This is a genomic window from Metallibacterium sp., assembly GCF_054637675.1.
Genome location: NZ_JBTSRB010000021.1, coordinates 1 through 26,771 on the forward strand (window position 1 = coordinate 1; position 26,771 = coordinate 26,771).

At 67.8% G+C, this 26,771-nt stretch carries 17 protein-coding genes and 3 pseudogenes; 11 read left to right on the top strand and 9 right to left on the bottom strand.

The window, feature by feature from the left end:
• Positions 1–143 precede the first annotated feature (143 nt).
• The 4 genes from ACYDAT_RS08285 to ACYDAT_RS08300 all read right to left on the bottom strand — a co-directional run bounded on the left by ACYDAT_RS08285 (position 144) and on the right by ACYDAT_RS08300 (position 7,280).
• The gene (locus tag ACYDAT_RS08285; RefSeq protein ID WP_461449537.1) at positions 144–599 is read right to left on the bottom strand and encodes a cupin domain-containing protein; all 456 of its coding nucleotides are present in this window, start codon (positions 597–599) and stop codon (positions 144–146) included.
• A gap of 185 nt (positions 600–784) precedes the next feature.
• Positions 785–2,296 carry a tryptophan halogenase family protein gene (locus ACYDAT_RS08290; protein ID WP_461449539.1) on the bottom strand — a complete coding sequence of 504 codons (1,512 nt, stop codon included), beginning with the start codon at positions 2,294–2,296 and terminating at the stop codon, positions 785–787.
• Positions 2,297–2,410: 114 nt separating this feature from the next.
• Complete coding sequence (locus ACYDAT_RS08295) at positions 2,411–5,314, bottom strand: TonB-dependent receptor (RefSeq protein WP_461449541.1); 2,904 nt, start codon at positions 5,312–5,314, stop codon at positions 2,411–2,413.
• A gap of 274 nt (positions 5,315–5,588) precedes the next feature.
• Positions 5,589–7,280, bottom strand: coding sequence for an alpha-glucosidase (locus ACYDAT_RS08300; protein WP_461449543.1), 1,692 nt, complete (start codon positions 7,278–7,280; stop codon positions 5,589–5,591).
• A 260-nt stretch (positions 7,281–7,540) separates the two neighbouring features.
• Here ACYDAT_RS08300 and ACYDAT_RS08305 point away from each other — a divergent pair.
• The 11 genes and pseudogenes from ACYDAT_RS08305 to ACYDAT_RS08355 form a co-directional block, all read left to right on the top strand.
• Positions 7,541–8,932, top strand: a pseudogene (locus ACYDAT_RS08305) (sugar porter family MFS transporter); the annotation flags it as partial.
• 392 nt (positions 8,933–9,324) lie between these two features.
• Positions 9,325–11,097: an autotransporter assembly complex protein TamA gene (locus ACYDAT_RS08310; protein ID WP_461449545.1), complete on the top strand. Its 1,773-nt coding sequence runs from the start codon at positions 9,325–9,327 to the stop codon at positions 11,095–11,097.
• Positions 11,098–11,107: 10 nt separating this feature from the next.
• Positions 11,108–14,854 (top strand): translocation/assembly module TamB domain-containing protein, encoded by a 3,747-nt coding sequence (locus ACYDAT_RS08315; RefSeq protein ID WP_461449547.1) that lies wholly within the window; start codon positions 11,108–11,110, stop codon positions 14,852–14,854.
• Between the two features lies 1 nt (position 14,855).
• Positions 14,856–15,608 (top strand): transcriptional regulator, encoded by a 753-nt coding sequence (locus tag ACYDAT_RS08320; RefSeq protein WP_461449549.1) that lies wholly within the window; start codon positions 14,856–14,858, stop codon positions 15,606–15,608.
• Positions 15,592–16,044 carry a hypothetical protein gene (locus tag ACYDAT_RS08325; protein WP_461449551.1) on the top strand — a complete coding sequence of 151 codons (453 nt, stop codon included), beginning with the start codon at positions 15,592–15,594 and terminating at the stop codon, positions 16,042–16,044. Before ACYDAT_RS08320 ends, ACYDAT_RS08325 begins: the two co-directional genes overlap by 17 nt.
• 18 nt (positions 16,045–16,062) lie before the next feature.
• Positions 16,063–16,386, top strand: a pseudogene (locus ACYDAT_RS08330) (hypothetical protein); the annotation flags it as partial.
• A gap of 125 nt (positions 16,387–16,511) precedes the next feature.
• Positions 16,512–16,670 (top strand): annotated as a pseudogene (locus ACYDAT_RS08335) (type II toxin-antitoxin system HicA family toxin); the annotation flags it as partial.
• 376 nt (positions 16,671–17,046) lie between these two features.
• Positions 17,047–17,706 (top strand): class I SAM-dependent methyltransferase, encoded by a 660-nt coding sequence (locus tag ACYDAT_RS08340; protein WP_461449553.1) that lies wholly within the window; start codon positions 17,047–17,049, stop codon positions 17,704–17,706.
• Positions 17,703–18,155: a GNAT family N-acetyltransferase gene (locus ACYDAT_RS08345; protein WP_461449554.1), complete on the top strand. Its 453-nt coding sequence runs from the start codon at positions 17,703–17,705 to the stop codon at positions 18,153–18,155. Before ACYDAT_RS08340 ends, ACYDAT_RS08345 begins: the two co-directional genes overlap by 4 nt.
• Positions 18,156–18,232: 77 nt before the next feature.
• A complete protein-coding gene (locus tag ACYDAT_RS08350) occupies positions 18,233–18,430 on the top strand; it encodes a type II toxin-antitoxin system HicB family antitoxin (protein WP_461449556.1) in 198 nt (65 codons plus the stop codon).
• Positions 18,427–18,681, top strand: a complete 255-nt coding sequence (locus ACYDAT_RS08355) for a helix-turn-helix domain-containing protein (RefSeq protein ID WP_461449558.1) — start codon at positions 18,427–18,429, stop codon at positions 18,679–18,681. Before ACYDAT_RS08350 ends, ACYDAT_RS08355 begins: the two co-directional genes overlap by 4 nt.
• A gap of 31 nt (positions 18,682–18,712) precedes the next feature.
• Here the strand turns inward: ACYDAT_RS08355 and ACYDAT_RS08360 are convergent, their stop codons facing one another.
• The 5 genes from ACYDAT_RS08360 to ACYDAT_RS08380 form a co-directional block, all read right to left on the bottom strand.
• Positions 18,713–19,435, bottom strand: a complete 723-nt coding sequence (locus ACYDAT_RS08360; protein WP_461449560.1) for a cytochrome b/b6 domain-containing protein — start codon at positions 19,433–19,435, stop codon at positions 18,713–18,715.
• 53 nt (positions 19,436–19,488) lie between these two features.
• Complete coding sequence (murD, locus tag ACYDAT_RS08365) at positions 19,489–20,856, bottom strand: UDP-N-acetylmuramoyl-L-alanine--D-glutamate ligase (protein ID WP_461449562.1); 1,368 nt, start codon at positions 20,854–20,856, stop codon at positions 19,489–19,491.
• A complete protein-coding gene (gene murL / locus ACYDAT_RS08370) occupies positions 20,853–22,211 on the bottom strand; it encodes a UDP-N-acetyl-alpha-D-muramoyl-L-alanyl-L-glutamate epimerase (RefSeq protein ID WP_461449564.1) in 1,359 nt (452 codons plus the stop codon). The genes murD and murL overlap by 4 nt, the downstream gene beginning before the upstream one ends.
• Positions 22,212–22,431: 220 nt before the next feature.
• Positions 22,432–24,969 (bottom strand): bifunctional aspartate kinase/diaminopimelate decarboxylase, encoded by a 2,538-nt coding sequence (locus ACYDAT_RS08375; protein ID WP_461449584.1) that lies wholly within the window; start codon positions 24,967–24,969, stop codon positions 22,432–22,434.
• Between the two features lie 300 nt (positions 24,970–25,269).
• Positions 25,270–26,763: a leucyl aminopeptidase gene (locus tag ACYDAT_RS08380; RefSeq protein WP_461449566.1), complete on the bottom strand. Its 1,494-nt coding sequence runs from the start codon at positions 26,761–26,763 to the stop codon at positions 25,270–25,272.
• Positions 26,764–26,771: the final 8 nt, after the last annotated feature.

Genomic DNA, 26,771 nt, shown 5'->3' on the forward strand with positions numbered 1-26,771 from the left:
GCCTGGGCCTTGAAATCATCGGTATAGATACGACGCGGAATCGATTGCATGGTGAGCTCCAAGTAGCGGGAAAAGTATCGCTTCTTGGGCTCCGGTATGACGGGGCAGCTTCATCCTGCGGGTGATCCCTGCGGGCGTAGTGTTCAGTACGGCGTGCCGTCGCGATGCGTGAAATGCCGTGCGCCGCGCGGCAGGTCGAGATCGATGTCGGGGTAGTGCGCGCCGTCGCCGTCGGGATTGCGCGTGCCGACCTCCAGGATCAGCGCCTCGCGCCCGCTGCGATTCTGCAGGTGATGCGCGTTCGCCACGCCGGCCTTGAAGCCGGCGCAGTCGCCGGCACACAGCCGTTCCTCGCCGGCGCCGGTGACCAGCACCACCTCGCCCTCCAGTACGTAGATGAACTCGTCCTCGGTCTCGTGCCAGTGGCGCTGGCTGGACCACTCGCCTGCGGGCAGGCGCAGCAGATTGACGCCGAACTGACTCAGGCCGGCGGCGTCGCCCAGCTGCCAGCGGTGCCGCGCGCGGCAGGGTTGATCGTAGGGCGCCGGATAGCGGGTGCCGTGCCGGACCGGGGCTGTGTCGAGGTTGATCTTGGCCATGCGTGTGCGCTCCGCGTGGAGACTGTCAGGAAACCAAGATCAGGGTACCCGAGGAAGCCGCGATGCTTGTGGCCACGGCGGCGGCGCGATCGGCCGGCGGTGGCGTCGATGCGGGTGAGCCGCATGTCGAACAACGGGTCGCCCGGGCAGCGGACCGCGGTCATCGCCAACCCTGTGACCCTGGATCAGGCCGCAGCCGCCGCCATGCAGTGTTCGGCGACGAAGTCGGCGTGACCGGGCATGCCGGCCACCGCGCGCTGGATCAGCGTGCGCAGGTTGCCCATAAACTCGCGGAACTGCGTGGGCTCCAGGGCGTCGGCCAGGCGATGATAGGCCTGCGGCTCGATGCCCTGCCCCAGCAGCACCTGCTGCCAGCCCACCTCGGTGAACAGCTCCTCGCCGTCGCGGAAGATCTGCCCGCAGGCGCGGAATACCTCGATCTTCTGTTGCAGGGCCTCGGGCCGCGCGATGGCCGCGCAGTGGCGCCAGAACGGCGTGTCGCGGCGCTCGCTGGCGGTGTAGTGCAGGATCAGGAAATCGCGGATGCGCTCGTACTCGAAACGCGTTTGACGGTTGAACTCGGCGCACAGCGCGGCGTCGAATGCGCGATCTGGAAACAGCTTCAGCAAGCGATCGACGCCCGACTGCACCAGATGGATGGTGGTGGACTCCAGCGGCTCCATGAAGCCGGCCGCCAGACCCAGCGCCACGCAGTTGCGCGCCCACACTTGCTTGCGCATGCCGGCGGTGAAGCGGAATGGGCGCGGCGCGCCCAGCGCCTCGCCCTCCAGGTTGGCCAGCAGCGTGGCGGCGGCTTCGTCATCGCTGATGAATGCGCTGCAATAGACATGGCCGTTGCCGGTGCGGTGCTGCAGCGGAATGCGCCACTGCCAGCCCGCCGGTCGCGCGCTGGCCTGGGTGTAAGGCCGCATCGGCGGCACGCGCGCACTGGCCACGGCCAGGGCGCGATCACAGGGCAGCCACTGCCGCCAGTCGTCGTAACCGGCATGCAGCGCGCCTTCGATCAGCAGCGCGCGAAAACCCGAGCAGTCGATGAACAGCTCGCCGGCCACGCGGGTGCCATCGACCAGCTTCACCGCCGCGATGAAGCCGTCCTCGCCGCGCAGATCGACATCGACGATGCGGCCCTCGCGGTGCGCCACGCCCAGATGCTCGGCCACCCGGCGCAGATGCGCGGCGTACAGGCCGGCATCGAAATGGTAAGCCCAGCGCACGCCCGTCAGCGGGCTGCCGCCGACATGCTCCATGCGCGCGAAGCGGCCGGCGGCGGCGGCCTGCGCATTGAGTGAATAATCCCACAGGGCATGCGTGCCGCCTTGCGCGCGCTCACGCAGCCAGTAATGCTGGAACGGCACCCCACCCTGCGGCAAGCCGATGTCGCTGAAGGCGTGGATGTAGGAATGGCCGGGGCGCAACCAGTCGTTGAACTGGATGCCCAGCTTGAACGTGGCGCGCGCGGCGCGCATCACCTCGTTTTCGTCCAGCCCCAGGAACGCATTGATATGGCGTATTTGCGGAATCGTCGCCTCGCCCACGCCGATGGTGCCGATCTCTTCGGACTCCACCAGCTCGATGCGCGCCGTCCCGCCCAGAGCCTTGGCCAGCAGCGCCGCCGTCATCCAACCCGCGGTGCCACCGCCGACGATCACGATCCTCTCGATGGGTTGCGCACTCATGCCCTTGCTCCACGCCCGGCACGCCATCCTATGCCGACCTGTTCATGTCCGACCATGAAGAAATCAAAAAAGCCCCGCCGTGAAACGGCGGGGCGTGTTCCCAAGCACACGCAATCACTGGAACTTGTAAGACACCAGGGCTTCGTAGCTGCGACCGTAGTTTTCCCAGATCAGCACCTGACGCGGATCGTTGTTCTGATAGGTGACGAAGCGCTTGTTGGTCAGGTTGGAACCCTGCAGGATCAGCGTCATGCCCTTGAAGCGGCCGCTGTTGAATGCGTAGCTCACCTGGGCGTCGTAGGAACTGCCGCCCTGGATGGTCTGCAGGATGCGCGTGGCGCTGATGCCGCTGACCTCGCCCAGGAAGCTGCTGCGGTAGCTGCGGCTGACACGCGCCTGGAGACCGCCACGCTGGAAATAGACGGTTTCCTGGGTCACCCACTTCGACAAACCGGGCACCGTGATCGGCGTCGTGTTACCGGCATAGACCAGTGAGCTCTTGGTGTAGTCGGCGCTGAGGATCACGCCGAAATCATTCAGCACAGGCGTCAGCAGCTTCAGCGGAACGCTGGCCGTGGCCTGCGCGCCCTTGACGTTGCCAGAACCGTTGTTGACCGGCCCGGAGACGATGCCCAGCGGCGTACCCAACTGTTGTTGCTCCGCAGGGCTCAGATAGCTGCTGATGAACGGGGTGAAATTGGCCAGGTAGGCTGCATTGGGATTGATGTAGTCGTGCAACTCCAGGAAGTAGGCCGAGGCAGCGACATAGCCCTGATTGCCCTCGAAGTAGTGCTCCAGACTGATGTTGTAGTCGTCGGCCATGGTCGGCAGCAGTTTGGGATTGCCGCCCGACGCGCTGAAGTAAGCCTGGTTCGGGTTGGTCGAAAGCAGTTGCGTGATGTTGGTGTTGATGCTCATGCTGGCGTTCATCTGGTCCATGCGCGCGCGTGCCATCACCCGTGCCGCGCTGACGCGCAAATCGGTGTTGTCGGTCAGCCCGAAGATCAGGTTCATGCTGGGCAGATAGCGCGTGTAGCTGGTGCCACCGGAAACCGGCACCAGTTGGACTTGCGCACCATGGCCGCCTACGCCGTTACTGGGTGTCACACGCTGGCCGCTGGCACCCTGCAGCGTATGCGCCACCTGCAGTCCGAAATTGCCGGTCAGCGGGATCGGACCGACGTGCGTATCGAGGTTGAACTGGACATAGGGCGTCGTGTCGATCTCATGCACCTTCCAATTGGGTGGCACCCCGATGGAAGACAACGACGTGGGGAACACGGTGTAGTAGCCGTTGTTGAGCAGGTACAGCGGGTTGTAGCAAACCTGCGGACCCACTCCCATGAACGCCAGCGGATCGCAACTGCCGCCATTGACCAGCGCCGCCGCGGGGATGGGCGCCGTCTGCGCGCCGATCGGCACGGTGGTGTAAGTCTGGCTGCCGTTGGGCAGGGTCAGGAAGTACTGGTCGAGGTTGTAGGTCTTGTTGCGCGTCTTGCGGTCGATGCCGAATTGCACGCTCGAGAACGGGCCGCTCTCGAAATCACGCTTGAGGCCGGCGCGCAGATCCGCGATGTAGTCAGTCGTGCGCGGCGCGTTGATGAAGCCAGCCTGCACGATCGACGGAGAGGCACCCGCACCCCAGCCCTGCGGATCGGTCAACACGAACTGGTTGGACGCATAGTTCAACGTGGGATTGAAATACAGCAGGCCGCTGCCGAGCTCGGTGAAGCCGATGGTGTCGGTGGCGCCATTGGCCGGGGTATATCCGGTGCCGCTGTAGGACTCCATCAGAAAGCTGCGGCGATTGGCGCGCGAGTAGTTGGCGTCGACATCGGCCGACCAGTCTTCGTTGATGCGGTACTTGTTGTTCCAGTCGATGTTGTAGACCCTGGCGTAATTGCTGTTGTAGTCGTTGCGCACCACTGCCTTGACGTTGTTGTAAGTGCCGCTGGTGACGAAACCGTTGTTGACGGTGTAACCCGGCTGCAGGTGCGCCGCGCTCCAGAACAGCGGGAACTCGATGCCTTTCGCCTGCTGGTCCTCACGGAAGTCGTCGTAAGTCGTGGTCAGCGTGCTGGTGAAGTTTTTCGACGGGCGCCACTGCAAGGTACCCAGCAGACCGGTGCGGCCGAGCAGATCGGAAAAACCGTAGTTCTTGTCGCCGCCCACCACCACCGGGCCGCCGTTGCTGACATTGGGATAGCCCCACGGCTGCTGGTGCTCGATCTGCGTGGGACTCTTCTGCAAGTCCACGCCCAACGCCACGCCGAAGGTGTTGTTGAAAAACTGGTCCGCCCAGATTCCGTTGACCGAGTAACCCTGGTTGCTGAAACCCGGCGAAAGCGTGGACTGGCTGTTCCACATGTACCCCGCATTGAAGGCCGCGATACTGTGGGGCTCGTCCAGCGGCTGGATGGTGCGCAGGTCCACCGTGCCCGCCAGGCCCTGGCCCATCAGGCTGGCCTTGGGTGTCAGGTACACCACCACGCTGTTGAACCAGCTCGCCGGGTACTGGTCGTATTGCACGCCGCGGCTGTTGCCGGTACTGACTTGCTCGTTGCCGTTGACCAGCGCGGTGCTGAAGTCCGGACCGAAGCCGTGGATGGACACCACCTGCGGACGGCCGTTGAGCGTCTGCACCGCCAGGCCCGGCATGCGGCCCAATGTGTCGGCGATACTGATGCCGGGCAGCTTGCCGATCTGCTCGGCCGAAACCGCTTCGACGATCTCGCTGGAGTAGCGCTGGATGGCGGTTGAATTGGTGATGCTGCTGACGAAACCAGTCACCGCGACCACGCCCAATTGCTTGGCCTTGGCTTCTTCTTCCTTCTTGGTCTCGCGTGCGCTGGTTTTGGCGCCGGTCTGTTGCGAATCCTGGGCACTGCCCGCGGTCGCGGCGGCAGTATCACTCGCGTTCCGCGGTAGCGGCGTCGGCGCCGCCTGCGCCATGCCATAGGCACAGACACCGATCGAGGCCAGGGCCATGGCGAGTACGTTGCGCTTGAGCTGGATCATTTCCCCCTCCGGGAATCATGTTGGGCAGTGCGGGCGGTGCGCAGCTTGCACTGGCATCGCGAGTTGTTGCGCGGGCGCATGCGATTGGTCACGCCGGCGTTAAATGGATGGTAGGACTCGCGGCGCGCGCTGGAAGACCTGTGCATACGTATTCATGCCGCGCACCTTGGGAATCCGACCATGTCGTGCGCGGCGGTCACGCGCATGCATGCTGGCCACGCGAACCAACGCGCGGATGCGGATGCAGCAAGTCGCTCGGCGCGCCGCGCACGGCTCAGGCGCCGCGCGCGAACAGCACGCCGAACGCGGGCAGATGCGCCGTGTTGCGGTCGATGCGGCCCGCATCGGGACCGGCGTGGGCCAGTGCCTGCCATGCGCCCGCGGGCAGCGTGACGCTGCGCGGGTTGGAATCGAGATTGAACAACACGAGGATTTCATCGCCGCCCGCGCTGCGCACGAAACCCAGCAGCGGCTCCGGCAGATCGAGCAAACGAATCGCGCCGCCGCGCAGCGCCGGCTGCCGCTTGCGCCACGCGACGAATGCGCGAAAACGTTGCAACGGCGACTGCGCGTCGCGCTCCTGTACCGCGACCGCGAGACTTCGATGCGCCAGAGGCAGCGGCAACCACGGTGCGCCGTTGGTGAAGCCGGCCTTGTCGCTGTCGTCCCATGGCATCGGCGTGCGGCAACCGTCGCGACCCTTGAAGTTGGGCCAGAACGCGATGCCATAAGGATCGCGCAACGCCTCGAACGGCACCTCGGCCTCGGGCAAGCCCAGCTCCTCGCCCTGATACACGCAAATCGAGCCGCGCAGGCACAGCGCCAGCACGCTCATTTGCGTGATCTGCGCGGAGCTGGGATTGGCGCCGCCCCAGCGCGTGGCCACGCGTGCGACATCGTGGTTGGAGATCGCCCAGCATGGCCAACCCGCGCGCAAGCTGGCTTCCAGCGTGCTGACGGTTTCGCGCACATGGCGCGCGGAAAATTCCTCGGTCAGCAACTCGAAGCTGTAGCCCATGTGCAGGCGCCCGGGCTGGGTGTATTCGGCCATCGTCGCCAGCGAATCCTCGGACGCGATCTCGCCTAGCGCGGCGGTTTCTGGATAGCGCTCGAGCAGCGCGCGCAGTTGCTCCAGAAACGCCAGGTTCTCGGGCTGGGTGTTGTTGTACCAGTGGTACTGGAACGCATACGGATTGTCGGCGCTGAAGCCGCGCCCTGTGCGCGCGTGCGCCGGCTTGGGCGGGTTGTCGCGCAGCAGCGCATCGTGAAAGCAGAAGTTGATCGCATCCAGACGCACGCCATCGACGCCGCGCTCCAGCCAGAAGCGCACGTTGTCCAGCGCCGCCGCGCGCACCGCCGGGTTGTGGAAGTTCAGATCCGGTTGCGCATCGAGGAAATTGTGCAGGTAGTACTGCTGGCGGCGCGGCTCCCAGGTCCACGCCGGGCCACCGTTGTTGGACAACCAGTTGTTGGGTGGCGTGCCATCGGGCTTGGCGTCGGCCCACACGTACCAGTCGGCCTTGGGGTTGTCGCGGCTTTGGCGGCTTTCGCGAAACCAGGCATGCTCGATCGAGGTGTGGCTGAGCACCTGATCGATCATCACGCGCAGTCCGCGCGCGTGCGCCGCGGCCAGCAGCCGATCGAAGTCGTGCAGCGTGCCGAACAGCGGGTCGACGGCATGGTAATCGGCGATGTCGTAGCCGAAATCGGCCATCGGCGATTTGAAGAACGGCGCGATCCAGATCGCATCCACGCCGAGGCTGGCGATGTAGTCAAGACGCGCCAGGATGCCGGGCAGATCGCCGACGCCATTGCCGTCGCTATCGAGAAAACTGCGCGGATAAATCTGGTAGATCACCGCGCCGCGCCACCACGGCGTGGCCGCGGTGGCGGCATGTCGCGCGTTTTCACCCTGTGCGGTGGCGGCGGCATTCGCATCGGCGAGCGCGGTAGGTTCGACGGCCATCGGTTCCCCGTGAAGACCCGCACGCGATCATCGGGCGCGAGCCGCAGTGGTTGCGGGAATCCATGCCCATGTCGACTGGCGTCCCGATGGTCTGCACTTTAGCCGCGTGCACTACACTTGCCGCCGCTGATGAATACGTATTCATCGCCTGCGCGAGCGAGTACGCCCGCCACGCACACCACACTGCTATATAACGCCAGCGTCGCGGCGGCAGGCGCCGTACAGCGTCAACGCGCAGCGCCCCCCCCCTCGAGGAATCCACCATGAGTGCAGTCATGTCATCCAGCGCCGCGCAAGCGCGCCGCCACATTGTGTTCACCGCCACCCTCGCGGCGCTGGCGGGGCTGATGTTCGGGCTGGATGTGGGCGTGATCTCCGGCGCGCAGCAGTTCATCCAGCGCGATTTCGCCATCGACGACCGCGCTATCGAGCACATCGTCAGCAGCATGATGCTGGGCGCGGCCCTCGGCGCGGCATTGGCGGCATGGCTGTCCGGCCACTTCGGACGCAAGCGCTCGCTGATCTTCAGCGCGACGCTATTCGTGATCGGCTCCGCGCTGAGCGCGGCGGCGTGGTCGCCCGATTCACTGATCGGCGCGCGCCTGGTGCTGGGCCTGGCCATCGGCGTGGCCGCGTTCACCGCGCCGCTATATCTGGCCGAGATCGCGCCCGAGGACAAGCGCGGCGCGATGATCTCGACCTACCAGTTGATGATCACCATCGGCATCTTTCTGGCATTCCTGTCCGATACCGCCTTCAGCTACAGCGAAAGCTGGCGCTGGATGCTGGGCATCATCGCCCTGCCCGGCGCGCTGTTTCTACTCGGCGTGCTGAGCCTGCCGGAAAGCCCGCGCTGGCTGCTGATGCGCGGGCGCAAGGACGATGCCCGCCAGGTGCTGGGCAAGCTGCGCGGCGACGCCGCCGTGGTCACGCGCGAGGTCGCCGCGATCGAGGAACAATTGCGCACGCCGCAACAGGGCTGGCACCTGTTTCTGCAGAACCGCCATTTCCGCCGTTCGGTGGGCCTCGGCATCCTGCTGCAGGTGGTGCAGCAGCTCACCGGCATCAACGTGGTGATGTACTACGCGCCGCGCATCTTCGCCGACATGGGCTATGCCACCAGCGCGTCGATGTGGTTCACCGCCGTGGTCGGCCTGACCAACGTACTGGCCACCTTCATCGCGATTGGTTTCGTCGACCGCATCGGGCGCAAGCCGATCCTGTACGCCGGCTTCGTGGTGATGGCCGTGGGTCTGGGCGTGGTCGGGTTGCTGATGCATCTGGGCATGGCCACGCAGGTCGAGCGCCTGTTGGCGGTCGGCATGCTGCTGGTGTTCGTCATCGGCTTCGCGTTTTCGGCCGGTCCCCTGGTATGGACGCTGTGCTCGGAGATCCAGCCGCTGAAGGGCCGCGACTTCGGCATCGGCGTGTCCACCGTCACCAACTGGGTCGGTACCTTCCTCGTCGGCGTCACCTTCCTGACCCTGCTCAACCACCTTGGCCACGCCTACACGTTCTGGTTGTACGCCGGCTTCAATGTGCTGTTCCTGCTGTTCACCTGGGCGCTGGTGCCCGAGACCAAGGGCGTCACCCTCGAACACATCGAGTGCAAGCTGATGGACGGCGCACCGCTGCGCGATATCGGGCGCTGAGCGATCGCGTCACTGCGTATATCTCGGCATCACACCGCGACCCGGTACACTCGGCGCATCGAAGGAACCGATCGCCGAGCGATGCGCCGCAAGCTGTCCAGCACCCCGGTGCACCGCGAAAAACCCCGTGTTCGTCGTTCCCGCGCAGGCGGGAACCCAGGCCTGTTTCCGTGGATGACCCACTTCGCTGTTGCTGAAGCGCCTCCCGCCTGCGCTGGGATGACATTGGCGGGGGATTGGCCCCCTCTCCCCTCGGGAGAGGGTTGGGGTGAGGGTTGGCTTGCGTGGCGGTTGTGGCAAGCGCCGTACCCTCACCCCCCACCCCTCTCCCGGCGGGAGAGGGGGAGTCAAGCGCGGGCATGACGGGGCAGATGCATCCGCACGCGCGTCGCATGCGACGGATTTCCGCCTGCGCGGGAATGACGGGTTATTCAAGGCGTGTCCTGCTGTCCCTCCTGATGCTGTTGCTGCCGGCGCTGGCGCAAGCTGGCGTGCGCATCGAGATCAGCGGCATCGACAAACCGCTGGCCGCAGCGTTGCGCGCCAATCTGGCGCTGACGCCCTACGCCGATCGCGCGGTCAGCGAGGCGCAGATGCATCGTCTCTACGCCAGCGTGCCCGGCGAGGTGCGCAAGGCGCTGCAACCCTACGGCTATTTCGATGCACGGCTCGTTGCGGGCAGCTACAAGCGCGTGGCCGGCAAGACCGCCGATGAAAACTGGACGGTGACGCTGCGCATCGCCACCGGCACGCCGGTGCGCGTCACCGCGCTGCATCTGGACATGCCCGCTGACGCATTGAAACTGCCAGCGATACGGCGCAGCGTGCGTGCGTTCGCGCCCAGGACCGGCGCGGTCCTCGATCAAGCCATGTACACGCGCTCCAAGCAGGCGGTGACGGCCGCGCTGCAGGCCGATGGCTTTCTCGACGCCAGGGCCACGCAGCATGAGATCGCGGTGAATACCGAAACGCACAGCGCAGTGATCACGCTGGCCTGGGCGCCGGGGCCGCGTTACAGACTGGGCGCGGTCACCTTCACCGGCTCGCAGTTCGTGTCCGGATTTCTGCAGCGCTACGTGCCATGGCGCGTGGGTGAGTTTTACAGCCAGGACGCGCTGCTGCAGTTGCAACAGCGTCTGACCGGCGCGGATTATTTCGCCATGATCGAGGTGAACCCCGAGCCGCGACAAGCGCGAGAACTGGTGGTGCCGGTCGCGGTGCAGGTGACGCCGGCCAAGCGCACCGTGTACAGCGCCGGCGTGCTGTATGGCACCGACACCGGCGCCGGCGTGGAGAGTGGCGTGCGCCGCCGCTGGCTGAACCGCTACGGGCACAAGGCCGCGCTCAATACGCTGCTCACGCAGCATCTCAAAACGGCCAGCCTCATCTACACCATTCCGCGCCCCGGGCAGGACAACCGGAATTTCAATTTCGGCGCCAACTGGCTGGATGAGAACACCGCGACCTCGCGCTCGCGCACCTTGGGACTGGCCGCCAACGAGTCGCGCGAATGGCATGGTTTCAGCAGCAGCTTCGGACTGAATGCCCTGTCCGGCGATTACGTCGTTGGCGGCGAGAACGGCAACTCGACGCTGCTCTATGCCGAGGCCAGTGTGATCCGGAAAAAAGGCGCCAATCCCATCTACGTGCGCAACGGCTGGGCGGTGAGCGTCACCGCCCGCGCCGGCGCGCCGCTATCCACCACCGCGTTCACGCAGATGACCCTGGATGGCACCTGGATACACACCCTGGCGCCGCGCAATCGCATCATCCTGCGCGGCAGCGCCGGCGCCACCTGGGTGCGGAACTTCAACGCGCTGCCGCCGCAACTGCGCTTCTTCGCCGGTGGCGATCGCTCGATCCGCGGCTACGGCTACCAGACCATCGGCCCGCGCAACGCGCAAGGGTTGGTGATCGGCGGCCGCGATCTGCTGGTGGCCAGCGCCACCTTTGAGCACTACTTCCTGCCCAAGTGGGGCGTGGCGCTGTTCGCCGACGGCGGCGATGCCTTCAACGGCAGCGATTTCCAGATGCACCAAGCCGTCGGCTTCGGCCTGCGCTGGATCTCGCCGGTGGGACCGGTGCGCGTGGACTTCGGCTTTCCCATCGACGATCGCTACGCGCACGGGATGGGTTTGAACATCAGCATCGGACCCGATCTGTGAGTGCCCATCGATGAGTGCGTCCGTGGACACACCGCGCGACCCCGCCGCCGCGACCACACCGCAGCCGCGCAAGCATCGTCTGCGCTGGCTGCTGGCGCTGCCGGGCGCAGCCTTGTTGTTGCTGATCGCGGCCAGTGTCTGGCTGCTGGGCACGCAAAGCGGGCTGGACTTCACCCTGGCGCGCGCACGTGCGCTCACGCATGGCGCGCTCACGGTGCAGCAGGCGCAAGGACGATTGTGGGGGCCGCTGCGACTGCGCGGCGTGCGCTGGCGCGGCGCGGATGGATTGCGCGTGAGCATCGCCGCGGCGCGGCTCGACTATGCGCCGCTGGCGCTGCTGCGCAAACGCCTGGACATCACGCGGCTCGACGCCAGCGGCCTGCGCGTCAGCCTGCCCGCGCCGCAGCCGTCCAGCAACCAGCCGCTGGATCTGCGCGCGCCGCTGGACATCCGCATCGCGCAAGCCACGCTGCGCGACGGCGTGATCCTGCGCCAGCAACAGCGCGTGCTGGTGCTGACCTCGCTGAGCCTGCGCAATGCGGCGTGGACTGACTCACGCCTGGCGCTGGGTGCGCTCACGCTGGATTCGCCACGACTCGCGCTGCGCGCGCAAGGGCACGTCGGCTTCGACGACGGCTGGCCCGGCGAGTTCAGCGCGCAACTGCGCGTGCCGCGCCGGCCGCATGCGCTGGCGCTGACGCTGGGCGCGCGCAGCGACGGCCGCACCGCCACACTGGTGGTCACAGCGCAGTCGCCCATCGCTGCCACATTGCGCGCACGACTGGCCACGCGCGCGCCGTATGCGTGGCAGGGTGCGCTGAGCGCACCGCGCTTCGCCTTGGCCATGCTGCTGCCGGGCAACGCGCACACGCTGGCGCTGAATCTGCAGGGACACGGCGACGCCGCGCAGGCCATGCTTGCCGGCACGCTCGATATCGATGCCTGGCCGCTGCTGATGCGCACGCTGGACGTGCGGCGCGCAGGTCACACGCTGGTGCTCAGGCAACTCGCGCTGAACTCGCCGCGCGTGCCCGGAAGCCTCGACGCACAGGGCCGTATCGCACTCACCGCACAACCCGTCACCGCCGATCTGACTTTGCGCTGGCAAGGCGTGCAACTGCCGGCGGCGCTGGTCGGGCAAACCCTGACCAGTGCCGGCAGCGCGCGGTTCCGGGGCAGCGCGCAGGCTTACCGCGTGCAGTCGGGCTTCAGCCTCAGTGCCAACAGCACGCGCCGCGCGCAATTCAGGCTTGCCTTGCACGGCGACACGCACACGCTGGATGTGGACAGCCTGCGCCTGCTGCAGGCGCGCGGCGGGCTGGACATCAAGGGCGACCTGGCACTGACCGCGCCGCATGCTTGGCGCATCGCCGCCACCGCCACGCACTTCGATCCGGCGCCGCTGGCGCCAGCGTGGCCGGGCGATCTGAGCTTCGCCCTCGGCAGCAGCGGCCAACTCGATGCGCGCGGCGCCGCCGGCACGCTGGTCCTGCACGATCTGCGCGGCACGCTGCGCGGGCGCGCGCTGCGTGGCAGCGCCAATCTCGGCGTGCGGGGGCGGCAGTTGCCGCGGGGCACGCTGGATCTGGCCTCGGGCGCCAGCACGCTGCGCTATGTCGGCACCAGCGCTGGCGCCAGCGCGCGCATCGACGTGCGCAGCCTCGCCGATTTTCTGCCGCGGGACAGCGGCCGCATCCAGGGCACGATCGCCGCGCGCGGCACCTGGCCCAGGCTGGATATCGATACCCAACTTGTGGCCAGCGATCTGCGCTACGCCAGCCTGAGCCTCGCCAGCGCCACGCTGCGCGCACGCGTGCATGACTTGACCGCGCCGCGCGGCGATGCGCAGCTCAGCGCGCGTGCGCTGCAGCTCGGCACGCGGAGGCTGGACACGCTCGACGTGCGCGTCGCCGGCCGCCAGCAGGCGCTCACCCTGCATGCGGATGCCAGCGGCACGCTGGGCCGCGTCGCGCTCGACGCCAGCGCCGGCGGCACCAGCGCGCGGGATTGGCAGGGCGAACTGCGCAGCCTGCAACTCACGCCCGCGCGGCAAACCGCGTGGACGCTGCGCGCGCCGGCCGCGTGGCGTTATCACGCCGGCGCCTTCAGCCTGGCCGATGCCTGTCTGGCGCAGGCCGCCGCGCAACTGTGCGTGGCCGGCAGCCGCGCCGCGAACGGCAGCGGCACGCTCGATTACCGCCTCAACGCACTGCCGCTGGCCAGTCTCGCCGCGCTCGCCACCCTGCCCGCTGGCCTGCGCGTGCAAGGATTGCTCGATGGCGCTGGCGCACTCAGCTTCGATGCCGCCCTGCATCTGCGTGGCCACGCGCAACTGCAATCGCCCGGCGGCAACCTGAGCCTGCCCGGCTACGCCGCGCAACCGCTGGGTTGGCGTGATTTCAGCGTGCAGGCCACGATCGGCGCGCAGTCCGGCCAGTTCAGCGCGCACGCGGCGCTGCTGCCGGCCGGCACGCTGGATGCCAACGCCACGCTCAGCGGTGCGCAGCAGGCGCTGACCGGGCGCATCCGGTTGACCCTGCCGCAGTTGCACATGATCGAGCCCTTCGTGCCGCAATTGGCGCGCGTCGAGGGCACGCTGAGCGCCGACTTCGCGCTGGCCGGCACGCTGCGCGCACCCGCACTCAACGGCGCCGCCAACGTCAGCGGCTTCACCGCCGAGCTGCCGCTGCTGGGCCTGCACTTCAAGCGGGGCGCCATGAGAATCTCGCGCGCCGCCAATGGCGCGCTCAGCATCGATGGCAGCCTGCAATCCGGCGGCGGCACACTGGCCATGCAAGGTACGGGCACCACGCAGGATTTCGCGCTCACGCTCAAGGGCCAGAATATCCTCGCCGCCGATCTGCCCGCCGCGCGCGTGCAGGTCAGCCCTGATCTGCGCTTCACGCGCAGCGCAACGGGCTACGTGCTGGACGGCTCGGTGCTGATCCCCAGCGCGCAATTGGACCTGGCCAAGCTGCCCGGCGCCGGTGCCGCGCAGTCCTCGCCCGATGTAGTCATCGTCAACGCGCCGCCGCTGGCCAAATCGGCGCCGCTGCCGCTGCGCGCCAGCGTACTGGTGCAACTGGGCGATGCGGTGAAGCTGCGCGGCTTTGGCCTCGACGGCAAGCTGAGCGGACAACTGCGCGTGGACGAGCAACCCGGCCGCGCGCCCACCGGCCGCGGCGAGATTGGCGTCAGCGGCACCTACCGCGCCTACGGCCAGGATCTCACCCTGAAGCAAAGCCGCCTGCTGTTCGCCGGCACGCCGCTGGACAACCCCGGCCTCGATCTGACCGCCGAGCGCGTGCTGCCCGATGTCACCCCTGGTCTGCGCATCACCGGCACCGCGCAGCAGCCGGTGCTGCAGGTGTTCTCGACGCCGGCGATGCAGCAGAGCGAGGCGCTGTCGTACCTGATCACCGGCAAGCCGCTGTCGGCGCTGAAAAGCGGCCAGGGCAACATGCTCAACTCCGCCGCGCAGGCGCTGGGCAGCGCCGGCGGCAACCTGCTGGCCAAGGAAATCGGCGCGCGCATCGGCGTGGATGCCAGTGTCGGTGACAACACCAACCTCGGCGGCGCCGCGCTGACCGTGGGCAAATACCTCTCGCCGCGCCTGTACGTGGGCTACGGCGTCGGCCTGTTCACCCCCGGCCAGATCGTGACCCTGCGCTACAAGCTCTCGCGCCTGTTCGATTTCGAAGCGCAGTCCTCGGCGCTGTACAACCGCTTCAGCCTGAAATACCGGGTGGAAAAGTAGTGTGGCCCAGGTGCGCATCGCGCGCGGCGCGCCCGATGCGGCGGCAGGCACCCGCATCCAAAACTTGCATCTGCCCATATTGGGCAATCTCGTGCCCAGTATGGGTATCAAGTCGGCCCGCCATCACCGCCAGCCCCGGATCAGCGAAGCCGCGGCGTTGTACGCCAGTGCCAACCTGTCCGACGCGCTGTTCACCACCACCCAGCAGCGTGTGCTGGCCTGTCTGTTCAGCGCGCCCGGCCGCAGTTACACCGTGAGCGAATTGATCCAGACCACCGGCGCCGGCAGCGGCGCGGTGCAGCGCGAACTGGCGCGCCTGACCGGCAGCGGTCTGCTGACCATGGCGCAGTCTGGCAACCAGAAGCGCTACCGCGCCAATCCCGATTCGCCGATCCACGACGAGCTCGCCGCCATCGTGCGCAAGACCTTCGGCCTGGCGGCGCCACTGCGCGCGGCACTGGCGCCGCTGGCCGATCGCATCGATGCGGCCTTCGTGCATGGCTCGGTCGCCAAACGCAGCGATACCGCGGCCAGTGACATCGACCTGCTGATCGTTTCGGACCCGCTCACCTATGCCGACGCCATGACCGCCCTGCACCCGCTGATGCAGCGACTTGGGCGCGAGATCAACCCCACGCTCTATAGCCGCGATGAACTGCGCAAGCGCATCGCCGCCGGCAACAGCTTCGTCACCCGCGTGCTGGCACAACCACGACTCTGGCTGATCGGGAGCGACGATGCCCTCGCCGCTTGAGCACCTGACCGGCACCGGCAAACCGCTGCATGCGGAAGCGGCTGACGCCGCCGAAATCGCCGGCCTGATCCGCTCCGGCCTGGCCCGCCTGGCGGATGCCCGCAACGAAACGCTCGCGCCGGAAAGCCGCTTCGACCTGGCCTACAACGCCGCACGCGCCCTGTGCCTGGCCGCATTGCGCAAGCATGGCTACCGCGCCCGTCACCGCTACATCGTGTTCCAGGTTCTGCCGCACACACCGGGGCTCGGCCCCGAGGTCTGGCGCGTACTGGCCAAGGCCCACGACCTGCGCAATTTGACCGAGTACGAAGGCCATGTGGATGTCCAGCCACGGCTGCTGCGCGATGTGCTCGCGGCCTGCGCGACGGTGGCCGCGACACTGCATGCAGCCAGCAACCGCCACGACAACCCCGACCTGCCGCCGGGCAGGTCCTGACCGGAACCAGGAACACGCATGCCCACCTTGAACTGGATCGGCAAGGACGCCGTCGTCACCCATCACCAGGACGTGCCCTACCGGCTGCTGGAGCCGGTGGCGGAGTTGTCCTGCGGCGATGGCGTCCAAACGGGCGCCGACAGCGGCGCCGATTCGCCGGGAGCGAATCGGCGCGCCAGCCCCGCAGGGGTGAGGCGCATGGATGCGTCGAACAACCTGATTGTGCAAGGCGACAACCTGCTGGCGCTGAAGGCGCTGCTGCCGCGCTACGCCGGGCAGGTGAAGTGCATCTACATCGACCCGCCGTACAACACCGGCAACGAGGGCTGGGTCTACAACGACAACGTTAACTCGGCGCAGGAAGCCATGACCAAGGCCGAAGCGCTGGCCCTGCGCGTGCTCGCCGAACGCCTTGAACATGGCGAGGCGCAACCGCTCGACATCAGCATCTCGGTGTCCGCCGCAGCATGAGCCAGTGGCCTTCGACCAAGGCCAAACGCGTACTGTCCGCCTTGCTCCGGCTTGGCTGGACGATCAAGCGCCAGTCCGGTTATCACCGCACGCTCGCCCGCGAGGGCTGGCCCGATTTCGTCTTCGCATTTCATGATGGCGAGGAACTGGGCCCGCGCATGCTCGCGCATGGCCAGACACACCGGGTTGCAGCCGGAAAACCTGTGATGCGAGGGCAGCAAACCCTGCCGACCCCGCGCGCTCGCACACATGCACCGATCCAATTCAATACGCCGCCACCGCCTGGCCCCAGCGCACGATGGCCCAGAGCAGCAACGCCAGCGCGGACGCCAACAGCAGCGCGCCACTGATGTTGACGAAGCGCAGGACGGGGTCGCGGCGCATCGGTGTCACCTGGCGCGAAACGTCCGCCATTCCGCCCCAAGTGCGCGACTTGTTCAGGCCAATGCCTGATCGTGCACTACGCATTCCGATTGACAGCCCCGCGGCTCGATACGAGCATCCGGCAAAACGAGACTTCGGCTTAGTCCCATGCTGGCGCCAGATTCTTCCATGCAGTCGTACTACGCCGCGCGCGCATCCGAATACGACGCTGTGTACCGGAAGCCCGAGCGCCAGGCCGACTTGCGCGCCATCGAAAGCTGGTTGCCGCCGCGCTTCGCGGGCCGCAGCGTGCTGGAGATCGCTTGCGGCACGGGCTACTGGACGCAATTCATCGCACCGAATGCCGCGGCGATCGTGGCGATGGATTCTGCCCCCGAGACCCTACGCATCGCAGCGAGTCGCATAGCCGCAGCCACGGTGCGTTTCATCACCGGCGATGCCTGGATGCTGCCATCCGATCTCGCCACGTTCGATGCCGCGTTCGCGGGCTTCTGGTTCTCGCATGTTCCGCGCAACCGGCGCCGCGAATTCCTGCTGGGCCTGGGCAGGCACCTGCGCCCGGGCGCGCGGGTCGTGCTGCTGGACAACCGCTACGTCGAAGGCAGCAGCTCGCGCATCACCGAACAGGACACAGATGGCGACACCTGGCAAACGCGAACGCTCGCCGATGGTTCGACATACCGTGTACTAAAAAACTTCCCCACCGAATCCGAATTGCAGACCGCGATCGCCGGACTCGGCACGCACGGCGCGCTCACGCTATGGCCGCACTACTGGGCATTCGAGTATGTGGCGGTACGCGCGTGACCGCGGACATCGCCATGCGCATCCGCGCGGCAGGCATCGATGACAGCGCACTGCTGTTGCCGCTGCTGCATGAGTTGGGCTATCCGGGCACGCCGCAATCGGTGTCCGCGCAGATGGCGATCTACGCGGGCAGCAACGCCTCGCGCGTGCTGGTGGCCGATGGTGAAGCCGGACGTCTCGCGGGACTGATCGCCGGGCACCGGATTCCGCTGCTGCACCAGCCCGGCAACCTGGGCCGCATCACCGCGCTGGTGGTGGCGCGCGACGCGCGAGGGCGCGGCGTCGGCACGGCCCTGCTCGCCGCCATCGAACGCTGGTTCGCGGCGCAAAACTGCCTGCGCCATGAGGTCACCAGCGGCGATCAGCGCGCGGCCGCGCACCGGTTCTACGCGTGCAGAGGCTACGTATCCGATGAGCGTCGCTTCATCAAGCGCAGCCCTGCGTCTTGATGCGGCGTGGTTTGCACGCCGACGTTGCGCCACATCAGGATACTGACGCCAGACTCCACGCAGTTCAGGAGGCTCCAATGAAATTCACGCTCGATTGCGAACGCGAAGATGACGGCCGTTGGCTGGCCGAGGTCGCACAACTTCCCGGCGTACTCGCCTACGGAAACTCGGCGCAGGAAGCCATGACCAAGGCCGAAGTGCTTGCCCTGCGCGTGCTCGCCGAACGCCTTGAACATGGCGAGGCGCAACCACGACGACCTGAAACGCTGACATGAGTAATTACATCCCTGCCAAAACGCGCATTGCCGTGACACCTGGCGAGTCGGTGCGCATCATTCGTGAGTTGCAAGGTTTCAGCCAGACGCAGCTTTCCGCGCGCTGCGGCATTCCGCAAACCACGATTTCCAGCATCGAGAACGGGCGCGTCAATCTGGGTGTCGAACGCGCGAAAATCCTTGCACGCGCGCTGCGCTGCCATCCGGCCGTGCTGGTGTTCCCGGGTTGGCAAGTGGATTCGGCAGCCTGATGCGATGCTGCGCAGGCGTCCTCTGGCCAGATCAATACGCCGACACCGCCTGCCCCCAGCGCACCACGGCCCACAGCAGAAACGCCAGCGCGGCGGCCAGCAGCAGCGCGCCGCCGATGCTGACGAAGCGCAGGCCGGGGTCGTGGCGCAGGCGTTTCCAGCCGGTGATCATGGCGACGACCAGGTTGTTCTCGCGGCGCACCAGCACGTGCAGCAGCACGGCGGCGATATGCAGGCCGATGAAGGCCAGCAGGATGTTCTGATTGATCTCGTGGATGCGCGTCATCAGGCGCACGGTGGCGTCGGACACGCGCCCGCTGAGCGGGCCGAACACGGTGATGGCGTCGCTGGCGAACAACCCGCTGACGCCCTGGATCAGCAGCAACGCCAGCAGCGCCAGTACCGACAGCGCGCCCAGCGGGTTGTGCCCCAGCGGATGCCCGAACTTGCGCCACAACGTGCCGCGCATGTACGCCGCGATGCCGCGCGGGCCATGCACGAACTGGCTGAAGCGGCTGCTGTCGGAGCCGACGAAACCCCACAGCACGCGCACGCCCACCAGCACCAGGATCGCGTAGCCGAAATAAAAGTGCCACTGCATCGACAGCCAGCCCCATTCGGCGGTGGCGTATTGCAGCAGCACCAGCAACACCAGCGCCCAGTGGATCATGCGCGTGGTCAGATCCCACACGCGGTAGCGCTTCAGCGGCGCGGTGTCGCCCCCGGGGGGCTCGGGTTGGTCGCACTCGTTCATCGTGGAATTCCGTGTTGTCTGGATTGGTCCGAGTCTAGCCGCGCGCGCGGCGCTCAGGCGATGCCCAGCCCGCCGATTTCGCCCGGCGTCGCCGGATCGAAGCCGGCCAGTTCGGCGAAGCGTCGGCCGCGCGCGGCGTAGTCGCGGAACTGATCGAAGCTGGGCGCGCCGGGCGACAGCAGCACCACGCCACCCGGCGCGGTGAGCGAGCGCGCCAAGCGCAGCGCCGCTTCGAGATCGTCCGCGCATGGTGGTGCCAGGCCCGCCACGTGCAGCGCGGCGGCGATGCGCGCGGCGTTGGCGCCCTGCGCGATCACCGCATGCGGCGCATGCGCCGCCAGCCAGGTGGCGAACGGCGCCCAGTCGAGGCCGCGTTCGTGGCCGCCGAGAATCAGCGTCACCACCGCGCCGGGCAGGCTTTCCAGCGCCGCGCGCGTGGCATCCGGCGTGGTGCTGATGGAATCATCGATCCAGGTGAGCGCATCGCGCGCGCCCAGCCACTGCAGGCGATGCGGCAGGCCGCGGAAACGCGCCAGCGCGGGCGCCGCGGCCACGGCATCGCCGCCGAGTATCTCCAGCGCGCCCAGTGCCGCGCAGGCATTGCGCGCGTTGTGCGCGCCGGGCAAGGCGAATTGCGCGAGGTCAAACACGCGCGTGTCGGCGCGCCATAGTGCACCCTGCGCCACGTGCCAGCCTCGCGCCTCGCCGTACAGCCTGCGCGCGGGATGCACTGCGGTGGCATCCAGCAGCGCCGGCTGCGCGGCATCGACCAACAGCGTGCGCGCGGCGGCGGCGAGGCGCAGCTTGTCGGCGCGGTAACGCTGCGGCGTGCCGTGCCAGTCCAGATGTTCCTCGTGCAGATTGGTGATCACGCCCAGCGTCAGCGGCCCGCTGTCGCCGGTCTGAAAACTGGACAGCTCCAGCACCCACAGCGCGGCGTCATCATCGAGCAATTCCAGCAGCGGCAAACCGATGTTGCCGGCCAGCGCGGTGCGCCAGCCCAGCGCGCGCGCTAGATGCGCCAGCAGCGCGCTGGTGGTGCTCTTGCCCTTGGTGCCGGTGACGCCGACCACGCGCGCCTCCGCGCGCTCGCCAAACCACAGCGCGGTGCCGGAGATGAAGCGCGTGCCTTGCGCCTGCGCGGCGGCGATCTCGGGCCGATAGGCGCTGATGCCCGGTGATTTGATCACCCAGTCGAATTGCGTCAGCGCGGCGGCATCGGGCGCGGCACCGAGCACCGCGAGCGCGGGATGTTCGGCGCGCGCCACGGCGGCCTCATCGGCGCCACACCACAGCGTCAGCGGCTGCCGCGGCAGGCGTAGCGCCAGCGCGCGCAGCGCGGCGCGGCCTTCGCGGCCATAGCCCCACACCGCCACGCGCCGCCCGGCGAGATCGGCGAAACGCGGCAGCGGCGTGTTCACGCGCGCAGAAAATCCAGCGCCGCGCGCAGGCGCGCGGGCACGCCATGCGCGCCCGCAGGCGCGAGCCACGGCTCCAGCGCCAGCGCACCGGCATCGAGCTGCGGCAGGATCTCGCCGCGAAAGCGCGCCACCAGCGCGTCCTCGCGCCACTCCGGACGCCGTGCCAGCGCGGCCATCGCGGCACGCGCCTCGGCGCCCTCGCCCACGCACTCGAAAGGTTTGTGATCGCGATATTCCAGCAGTGCATCGAAGCCCGCGCTCTGGGTGTCGTCATCGAGCAGATTGCGCCCGAAGATCGCCAGCAGACGCGGCTTGGACAGGAACGGCGCCAGCGCCAGAAACACGAAATGGCACTTCGGACATTGCCCGCACCAGCGATCGGACGGCTGTGGTCCGAGGATGCGGAAGTTGCGATTGCAACTGGAGAACACCTCGAAATACTGCGGCAGCTTGGCGAATGTGCGCGTGATCGCGAGTTCGGCATACGGACGCAACAACGAGCAATAGCGCAGATCGGCCGCCACCGTGCGCCGCACGAGGCGCGCGAAGTCACGCTCGAAATCCCAACCCTTGCTCCACTGGTGATTCACCTGCTGACCGTCGTATTCGAGCGTGGCGCTGGACGCCGAGCGCTCGTTGGCGAAGGCGATGCTGTCGTGGCCGTACAGGATCGCCGCGCACGCCAGGATCGCCGAATTCACCGCGGTCACCGGCACGTGACCGTTCCACGCGCCCATGCGGTTGTAGGCGAACAATTCCGGCGCCAGCGTGCGTTCGATGTTCAGCTCCGGCAGTCCGGTGCGCGCCGCGCAGGCGGCGATCAGCGGCGAATTGCCCACCCAGGCCGCGGTGCATTCGGCGCCGATCGTGCGCAGCGCCTCGATCGCCACCAGCGAATCCTTGCCGCCGCCGATCGGCACCAGCGTGCGCGCCGGCAGGCCCAGCGCAGGCGCGGCGACTGCGGCGGCATTGTGCACCCGCCAGTGCATGCGCCCACGCAAATCCAGTCCGTTGCGATAGGCGAACTCGGCCAGGCCGTGCGTGTACACAGCGCGCAGCAGATCGAGCATGGCGCCGTCCACGCCAGCGCCATCGATCACCAACTCGGGCGCCACCCCGGCCTTGTAGTAACTGACCCCGGCAAGCAGATGCAGCAGGCGCAGCGCGCACTGCAACGCCTCGGCGTGAGTGCCGGCGAGTGTTGGCGCATTAGGGAAACGGATGCGCTCGACCAGCTCGGGACCGTCGTCGAAGGCATAGCGCAACAGCGCCTCGCCCTGCGCGTAATCGCAGCCGACAAAGCGGAACGTGCGCGCCTGGCGCGGATCGGGCAGTTCAGTCACGGGGCTGGGCATGGGCATTCATTCGTTGTTGCGCGGGAGGATGTTCGCCTTGGCACTGGCGCGGCATCGCGCGCGTGAGTGAACGCGTGCATTTTCCCTCTCCCCCTGCCCCTCTCCCGGGGGGAGAGGGAGGAAGAACATGCGTTCAAACGCATGGCGCCAGCGCGCACTCGCGCACCCTGCCCTTCTTGCAGCGAAAAAGCGGAACAAAACAACGCAGGCGCGCGCGCAGTCACTCGAACACCTCCTCGACCGGCAACCCACGCAAGTTGTAGTTCGAGGCCATGGCGGCGCCATACGCACCGGCGTGCTCGATCAGCATCACGTCGCCTTCCTGCGCGACGGGCAGGCGCCGATCGCTGCCCAGCACATCGCCGCTTTCGCAGATCGGGCCGACGATCTGATACAGCACCTCGGCTGGCGCATCCAGGCGCGTCAGATTGACGATGCCGTGGCGCGCGCCGTACAGCGCCGGACGCAGCAGCGTGTGCATGCCAGCGTCCACGCCCAGATAGGCGCGCGCGTCCTTGCCCTTGAGCTGGGTGACGCGCGCCAGCAGCACACCGGCTTCAGCCACCAGAAAACGTCCCGGCTCCATCCACAGCTCGAACTGCGGATAGGCGCGCTTGATCTCGCCGAGCCCGGCATCGAGCGCGGCCAGATCCAGCGGCTGCTCGCCGGCGCGCTGCGGCAGGCCAAGCCCGCCGCCGATGTTGAGCGCGCGCAGCGTGCCGATGCGCTCGCCCAGGCTGGCGAGTTGTGCGTACACGCCTGGCCAATGCGTGGCGTCGAGCACGCCCGAGCCCAGGTGCGCGTGCAGCAGCACCACGCGTGCGCCGATGCCCCGCGCCAGCGCGAGAAATTCAGCAAGATCAGTCAGCGGCAATCCGAATTTGCTGGCGTTGCCGCCGGTGCGCACTTTCTCGTGGTGGCCGACGCCGCTGCCCAGATCCACGCGCAGTCCGATCTCGCGACCGGCGAACAACGCGCCCCACTGCTGCAGCGGATGCAGCGCGTCCAGCGTGACCAATTCGCCGGCGTCCAGCGCAGCAGCGTAATCGGCGCGCGGCGCGAAGTTGGGCGTGAACAGGCGCGGTGCCCGCGGCGCGGCGGCGCGCGCGGCATCCAGCTCGCCCGGTGCCACGCATTCGAGGCCGAAACCTTCCGCGCCGAGCGCCGACAACAGGGCTGGATGTGGATTGGCCTTGAGCGCGTAGTGCCAGCGATCCACCGCACCGAGTGCACGCAGCGCGCGCGCGCGCGCGCGCACCGTGGGCAAGTGATAGATGTAGCGTGGCGTGCCGCGCGCGGCCGCATCCAGCAAGCGCGCGCGTGCTGCCTGCCACCACGGCGCGGGCTGCGCCGCGGGCGCGGGCGCATACAGCGCCTGCCAGCTCGACCCGCACAGCGCGACGTCATCGGCGCGCAGCGCGCCGGAGTGCAGCAGCAGCGCGTGCAGGCGCGGCAGCAGCGCATCGGCGACGGCTTCGTCGACGACGAAAGTGAGATTGAGGTTGTTGGACGACTGCGAGATCAGATGCACACGCTGGCTGCCCAGCTCCGCGAGCAGGCCTTCGAGCCGATGCAGCATGCTGCGCATGCCGCGCCCGACCAGGGTGATCGCCGCGCACGGCGCGATCACCTTGACCCGGCATACCCGCGCGAGATCGGCGGCCAGCGCCGCCAGCGCGTCGGAATCGAGCAGGTTCTCGGTGCTGTCCAGCGACACGGTGACGTTGGTCTCGGCCGAGCCGATCAGATCCACCGACAAGCCATGACGCTTGAACTGCGCGAACACGTCGGCGAGAAACCCGACCTGCTGCCACATGCCGATGGATTCCATCGCCACCAGGGTGATGCCCTTGCGCATGCTCAGCGCCTTGACGCTGGGGCTGGCGCTGACCGCCTCGGCGCCGATCACCGTGCCGTCCAGCGCGGGGCGCTCGGTGTCCTTGATCCACAGCGGCACGCGCGGCGCACGCAGCGGCGCGAGGCAGCGCGGATGCAGCACCTTGGCGCCGGTGGTGGCGATCTCCTGCGCCTCCTCGTAATCAAGCTGGCGCAGCAGGCGCGCGTCCGCGACCTGGCGTGGATTGGCGCTGAACATGCCGGCGACATCGGTCCATATTTCCACGCGCGCCGCGCGCAGCAGCGCGCCGAAGTGCGCGGCGGACGTGTCGGAACCACCGCGTCCCAGCAGCACGGTGGCGCCGGCGGCGTCGCGCGCGATGAAGCCCTGCGTGATCAGCACCTCACCGCGCCGCGCCAGTGCGGCGGCCACGGCCGCATCCGGCGCGGTTTCCAGCGTCGCCGACAAGCGCTGCACGCGCTCGCTCTGGTTGGGTTGCGCGTGCGCGTGCAGCACGCCGCGCGCGTCCAGCCAGTGCGCGCCGAGAAAATCCGCGCCCAGCGCGCTGCTCAGCAACTCGCCATGCGCCATCACCGCGGCCTGCCAGGGCAGCGCACCTTGCGACGACGCAGCCTGCGCCAGCAGCGCATGCAGGCTTTGCAACTGCGTGCGCCATGCCGCTTCGGGCGCAAGCCCCAGCGCGGCGGCCAACGCGGCGTGACGCGATTCGATCCGCGCCCACACCGCCAGACGCCGCGTGACATCAAGCTCGGCGCACACGCCCTTGAGCGTGTCGGTCATGCCCGACAACGCCGACACCACCACCAGCACGCGCGCGCCCTCGGCGCGGCGCGCGGCGGCGAGATCGCGAATGGTCTTCCAGCGCGCCGTGGTCGACACACTGGTGCCACCGAACTTCAGCACGATCCACGGGGCGGAAACAGGCAACGGTAGCGGTTCGGACACGATGGCATCGCAAGCAAAAGCAACACGCGAGTGTTGCCGCTGGCCGCGCAAATGGCAACGGCTCGGGACCGAGGTTCGGGGTTCGGGGTTCGGGAATGAAGAGTGTTTCACCTTGTCATCCCGAGCACAGCGAGGGATCTCGGCGATGCAAGCGCCATGTACGCATGCAGCACCGGGATCCTTCAGCCCGCGGCTTCAGGATGACAGCGAAAAACAGGCCGCGATGCTTCCATGCTCCCGGTTACCCGTTACCGGCTACCGGCTATCCGCATCCGCCGCCGCGCGATCGATCAACCATTGCGTCAGCAGTGGCACCGGGCGCGCGGTGGACATGCCCTTGCGGCCTTCGCTCCAGGCGGTGCCGGCGATATCCAGATGCGCCCAGCGCCGGCCTTCGGTGAAGCGCGCCAGAAAACAGCCGGCGGTGATCGCACCGGCGCCCTTGCCGCCGATATTGGCGAAGTCGGCGAAGACGCTTTCGAGCTGGCTCTGGTAGTCGTCCCACAACGGCAGGCGCCAGGCGCGATCGAGCGTGTTTTCACCGGCGGCCAGCAGCTCGGCGGCGAGATCGTCGTGCTTGCTCATCAGGCCGGAGGCATGCTTGCCCAATGCGACCACGCAGGCGCCGGTGAGTGTCGCGGCATCGACGATGGCCTGCGGCTCGAAGCGCTGCACGTAAGTCAGCGCATCGCACAGCACCAAGCGCCCCTCGGCATCGGTGTTGAGCACCTCGACGGTCTTGCCGGACATGCTGGTGAGCACGTCGCTGGGGCGGTAGGCGTCGCCATCCGGCATGTTCTCGACCGCGGCCACCACGCACACGAGATTGACCGACAGCCTCAGCTCGACCGCGGCGAGAAACGCGCCGAGCACGCCGGCGGCGCCGCCCATGTCGAACTTCATTTCCTCGATGCCACCCTGCACTTTCAGGTTGATGCCACCGGTGTCGAAGGTGATGCCCTTGCCGACCAGCGCGTAGGGCTTGGCCGCGCCACCGCCGTTCCAGCGCAGCACGATGAGCTTGGGCGCATTGGCCGAGCCGCGCGCCACCGCGAGCAGCGAACCCATGCCGAGTTTTTCCATATCGGCGCGCTCAAGCACTTCCACGGTGACACCGGGATGCTCGGCGGCGAGCTGGCGCGCGCGTTCGGCCATATAGGCCGGGTTGCAGATGTTGGGCGGCAGATTGGCCAGTTCGCGCGTGAAGTCGGCGCCGATGGCCATGCCGCGCGCCTGCTCCAGACCCTGCGCAGCCGAGGCTGCCGCGGCGAACACCAGGCGCTTGAGGCGCACGCCCGGCCCTTGCGGCTTGAGCGTGGCGGTGTAGCGATAAGCGTGCTGCGCGGCGGCCAGCGCCTGCGTGCGCAGCTTCCAGGCCGCGTCCTTGCCGCTGACCTCGATCTCGCCAAGAAAACTCGCCGCGAGTTGCGCCGGCAGGCCAGTCAGCGCACGTGCGGCTTCCTGCGCGATGCGCTGGAAGCGTGCGACATCGAGCGCGCCCGGCTCACCCAGCCCGACCAGCAGCACGCGCTCGGCGCGCACGCCGGGCAGCGCGTGCAGCAGCAGGCTGTTGCCGGTCTTGCCGGTGCAGTCGCCGCTGGCGATCAGGCGCGTGATGTGGCCGCCGCTGGCGGCATCGACGCGCGCGGCGGATGCGCCCAGCGCGCCCTTGTCGTGCATGCCAACAACGATGCAGCCAGCTTCGCAAGAATCGGCTTCGAGGGAATCAAGACTGAATTCGAGGGTCATGGGGAAGC

Excerpts from the sequence above, each read along its gene's own strand:
- ACYDAT_RS08290 (WP_461449539.1), bottom strand. The coding sequence starts at position 2,296 with ATGAGTGCGCAACCCATCGAGAGGATCGTGATCGTCGGCGGTGGCACC.
- ACYDAT_RS08355 (WP_461449558.1), top strand. The coding sequence starts at position 18,427 with ATGAGTAATTACATCCCTGCCAAAACGCGCATTGCCGTGACACCTGGC.
- ACYDAT_RS08315 (WP_461449547.1), top strand. The coding sequence starts at position 11,108 with ATGAGTGCGTCCGTGGACACACCGCGCGACCCCGCCGCCGCGACCACA.
- murL (WP_461449564.1), bottom strand. The coding sequence starts at position 22,211 with ATGCCCAGCCCCGTGACTGAACTGCCCGATCCGCGCCAGGCGCGCACG.
- ACYDAT_RS08380 (WP_461449566.1), bottom strand. The coding sequence starts at position 26,763 with ATGACCCTCGAATTCAGTCTTGATTCCCTCGAAGCCGATTCTTGCGAA.
- ACYDAT_RS08310 (WP_461449545.1), top strand. The coding sequence starts at position 9,325 with ATGCGACGGATTTCCGCCTGCGCGGGAATGACGGGTTATTCAAGGCGT.
- ACYDAT_RS08325 (WP_461449551.1), top strand. The coding sequence starts at position 15,592 with ATGCCCTCGCCGCTTGAGCACCTGACCGGCACCGGCAAACCGCTGCAT.
- ACYDAT_RS08285 (WP_461449537.1), bottom strand. The coding sequence starts at position 599 with ATGGCCAAGATCAACCTCGACACAGCCCCGGTCCGGCACGGCACCCGC.
- ACYDAT_RS08300 (WP_461449543.1), bottom strand. The coding sequence starts at position 7,280 with ATGGCCGTCGAACCTACCGCGCTCGCCGATGCGAATGCCGCCGCCACC.
- ACYDAT_RS08360 (WP_461449560.1), bottom strand. The coding sequence starts at position 19,435 with ATGAACGAGTGCGACCAACCCGAGCCCCCCGGGGGCGACACCGCGCCG.
- ACYDAT_RS08340 (WP_461449553.1), top strand. The coding sequence starts at position 17,047 with ATGCTGGCGCCAGATTCTTCCATGCAGTCGTACTACGCCGCGCGCGCA.
- ACYDAT_RS08350 (WP_461449556.1), top strand. The coding sequence starts at position 18,233 with ATGAAATTCACGCTCGATTGCGAACGCGAAGATGACGGCCGTTGGCTG.
- ACYDAT_RS08295 (WP_461449541.1), bottom strand. The coding sequence starts at position 5,314 with ATGATCCAGCTCAAGCGCAACGTACTCGCCATGGCCCTGGCCTCGATC.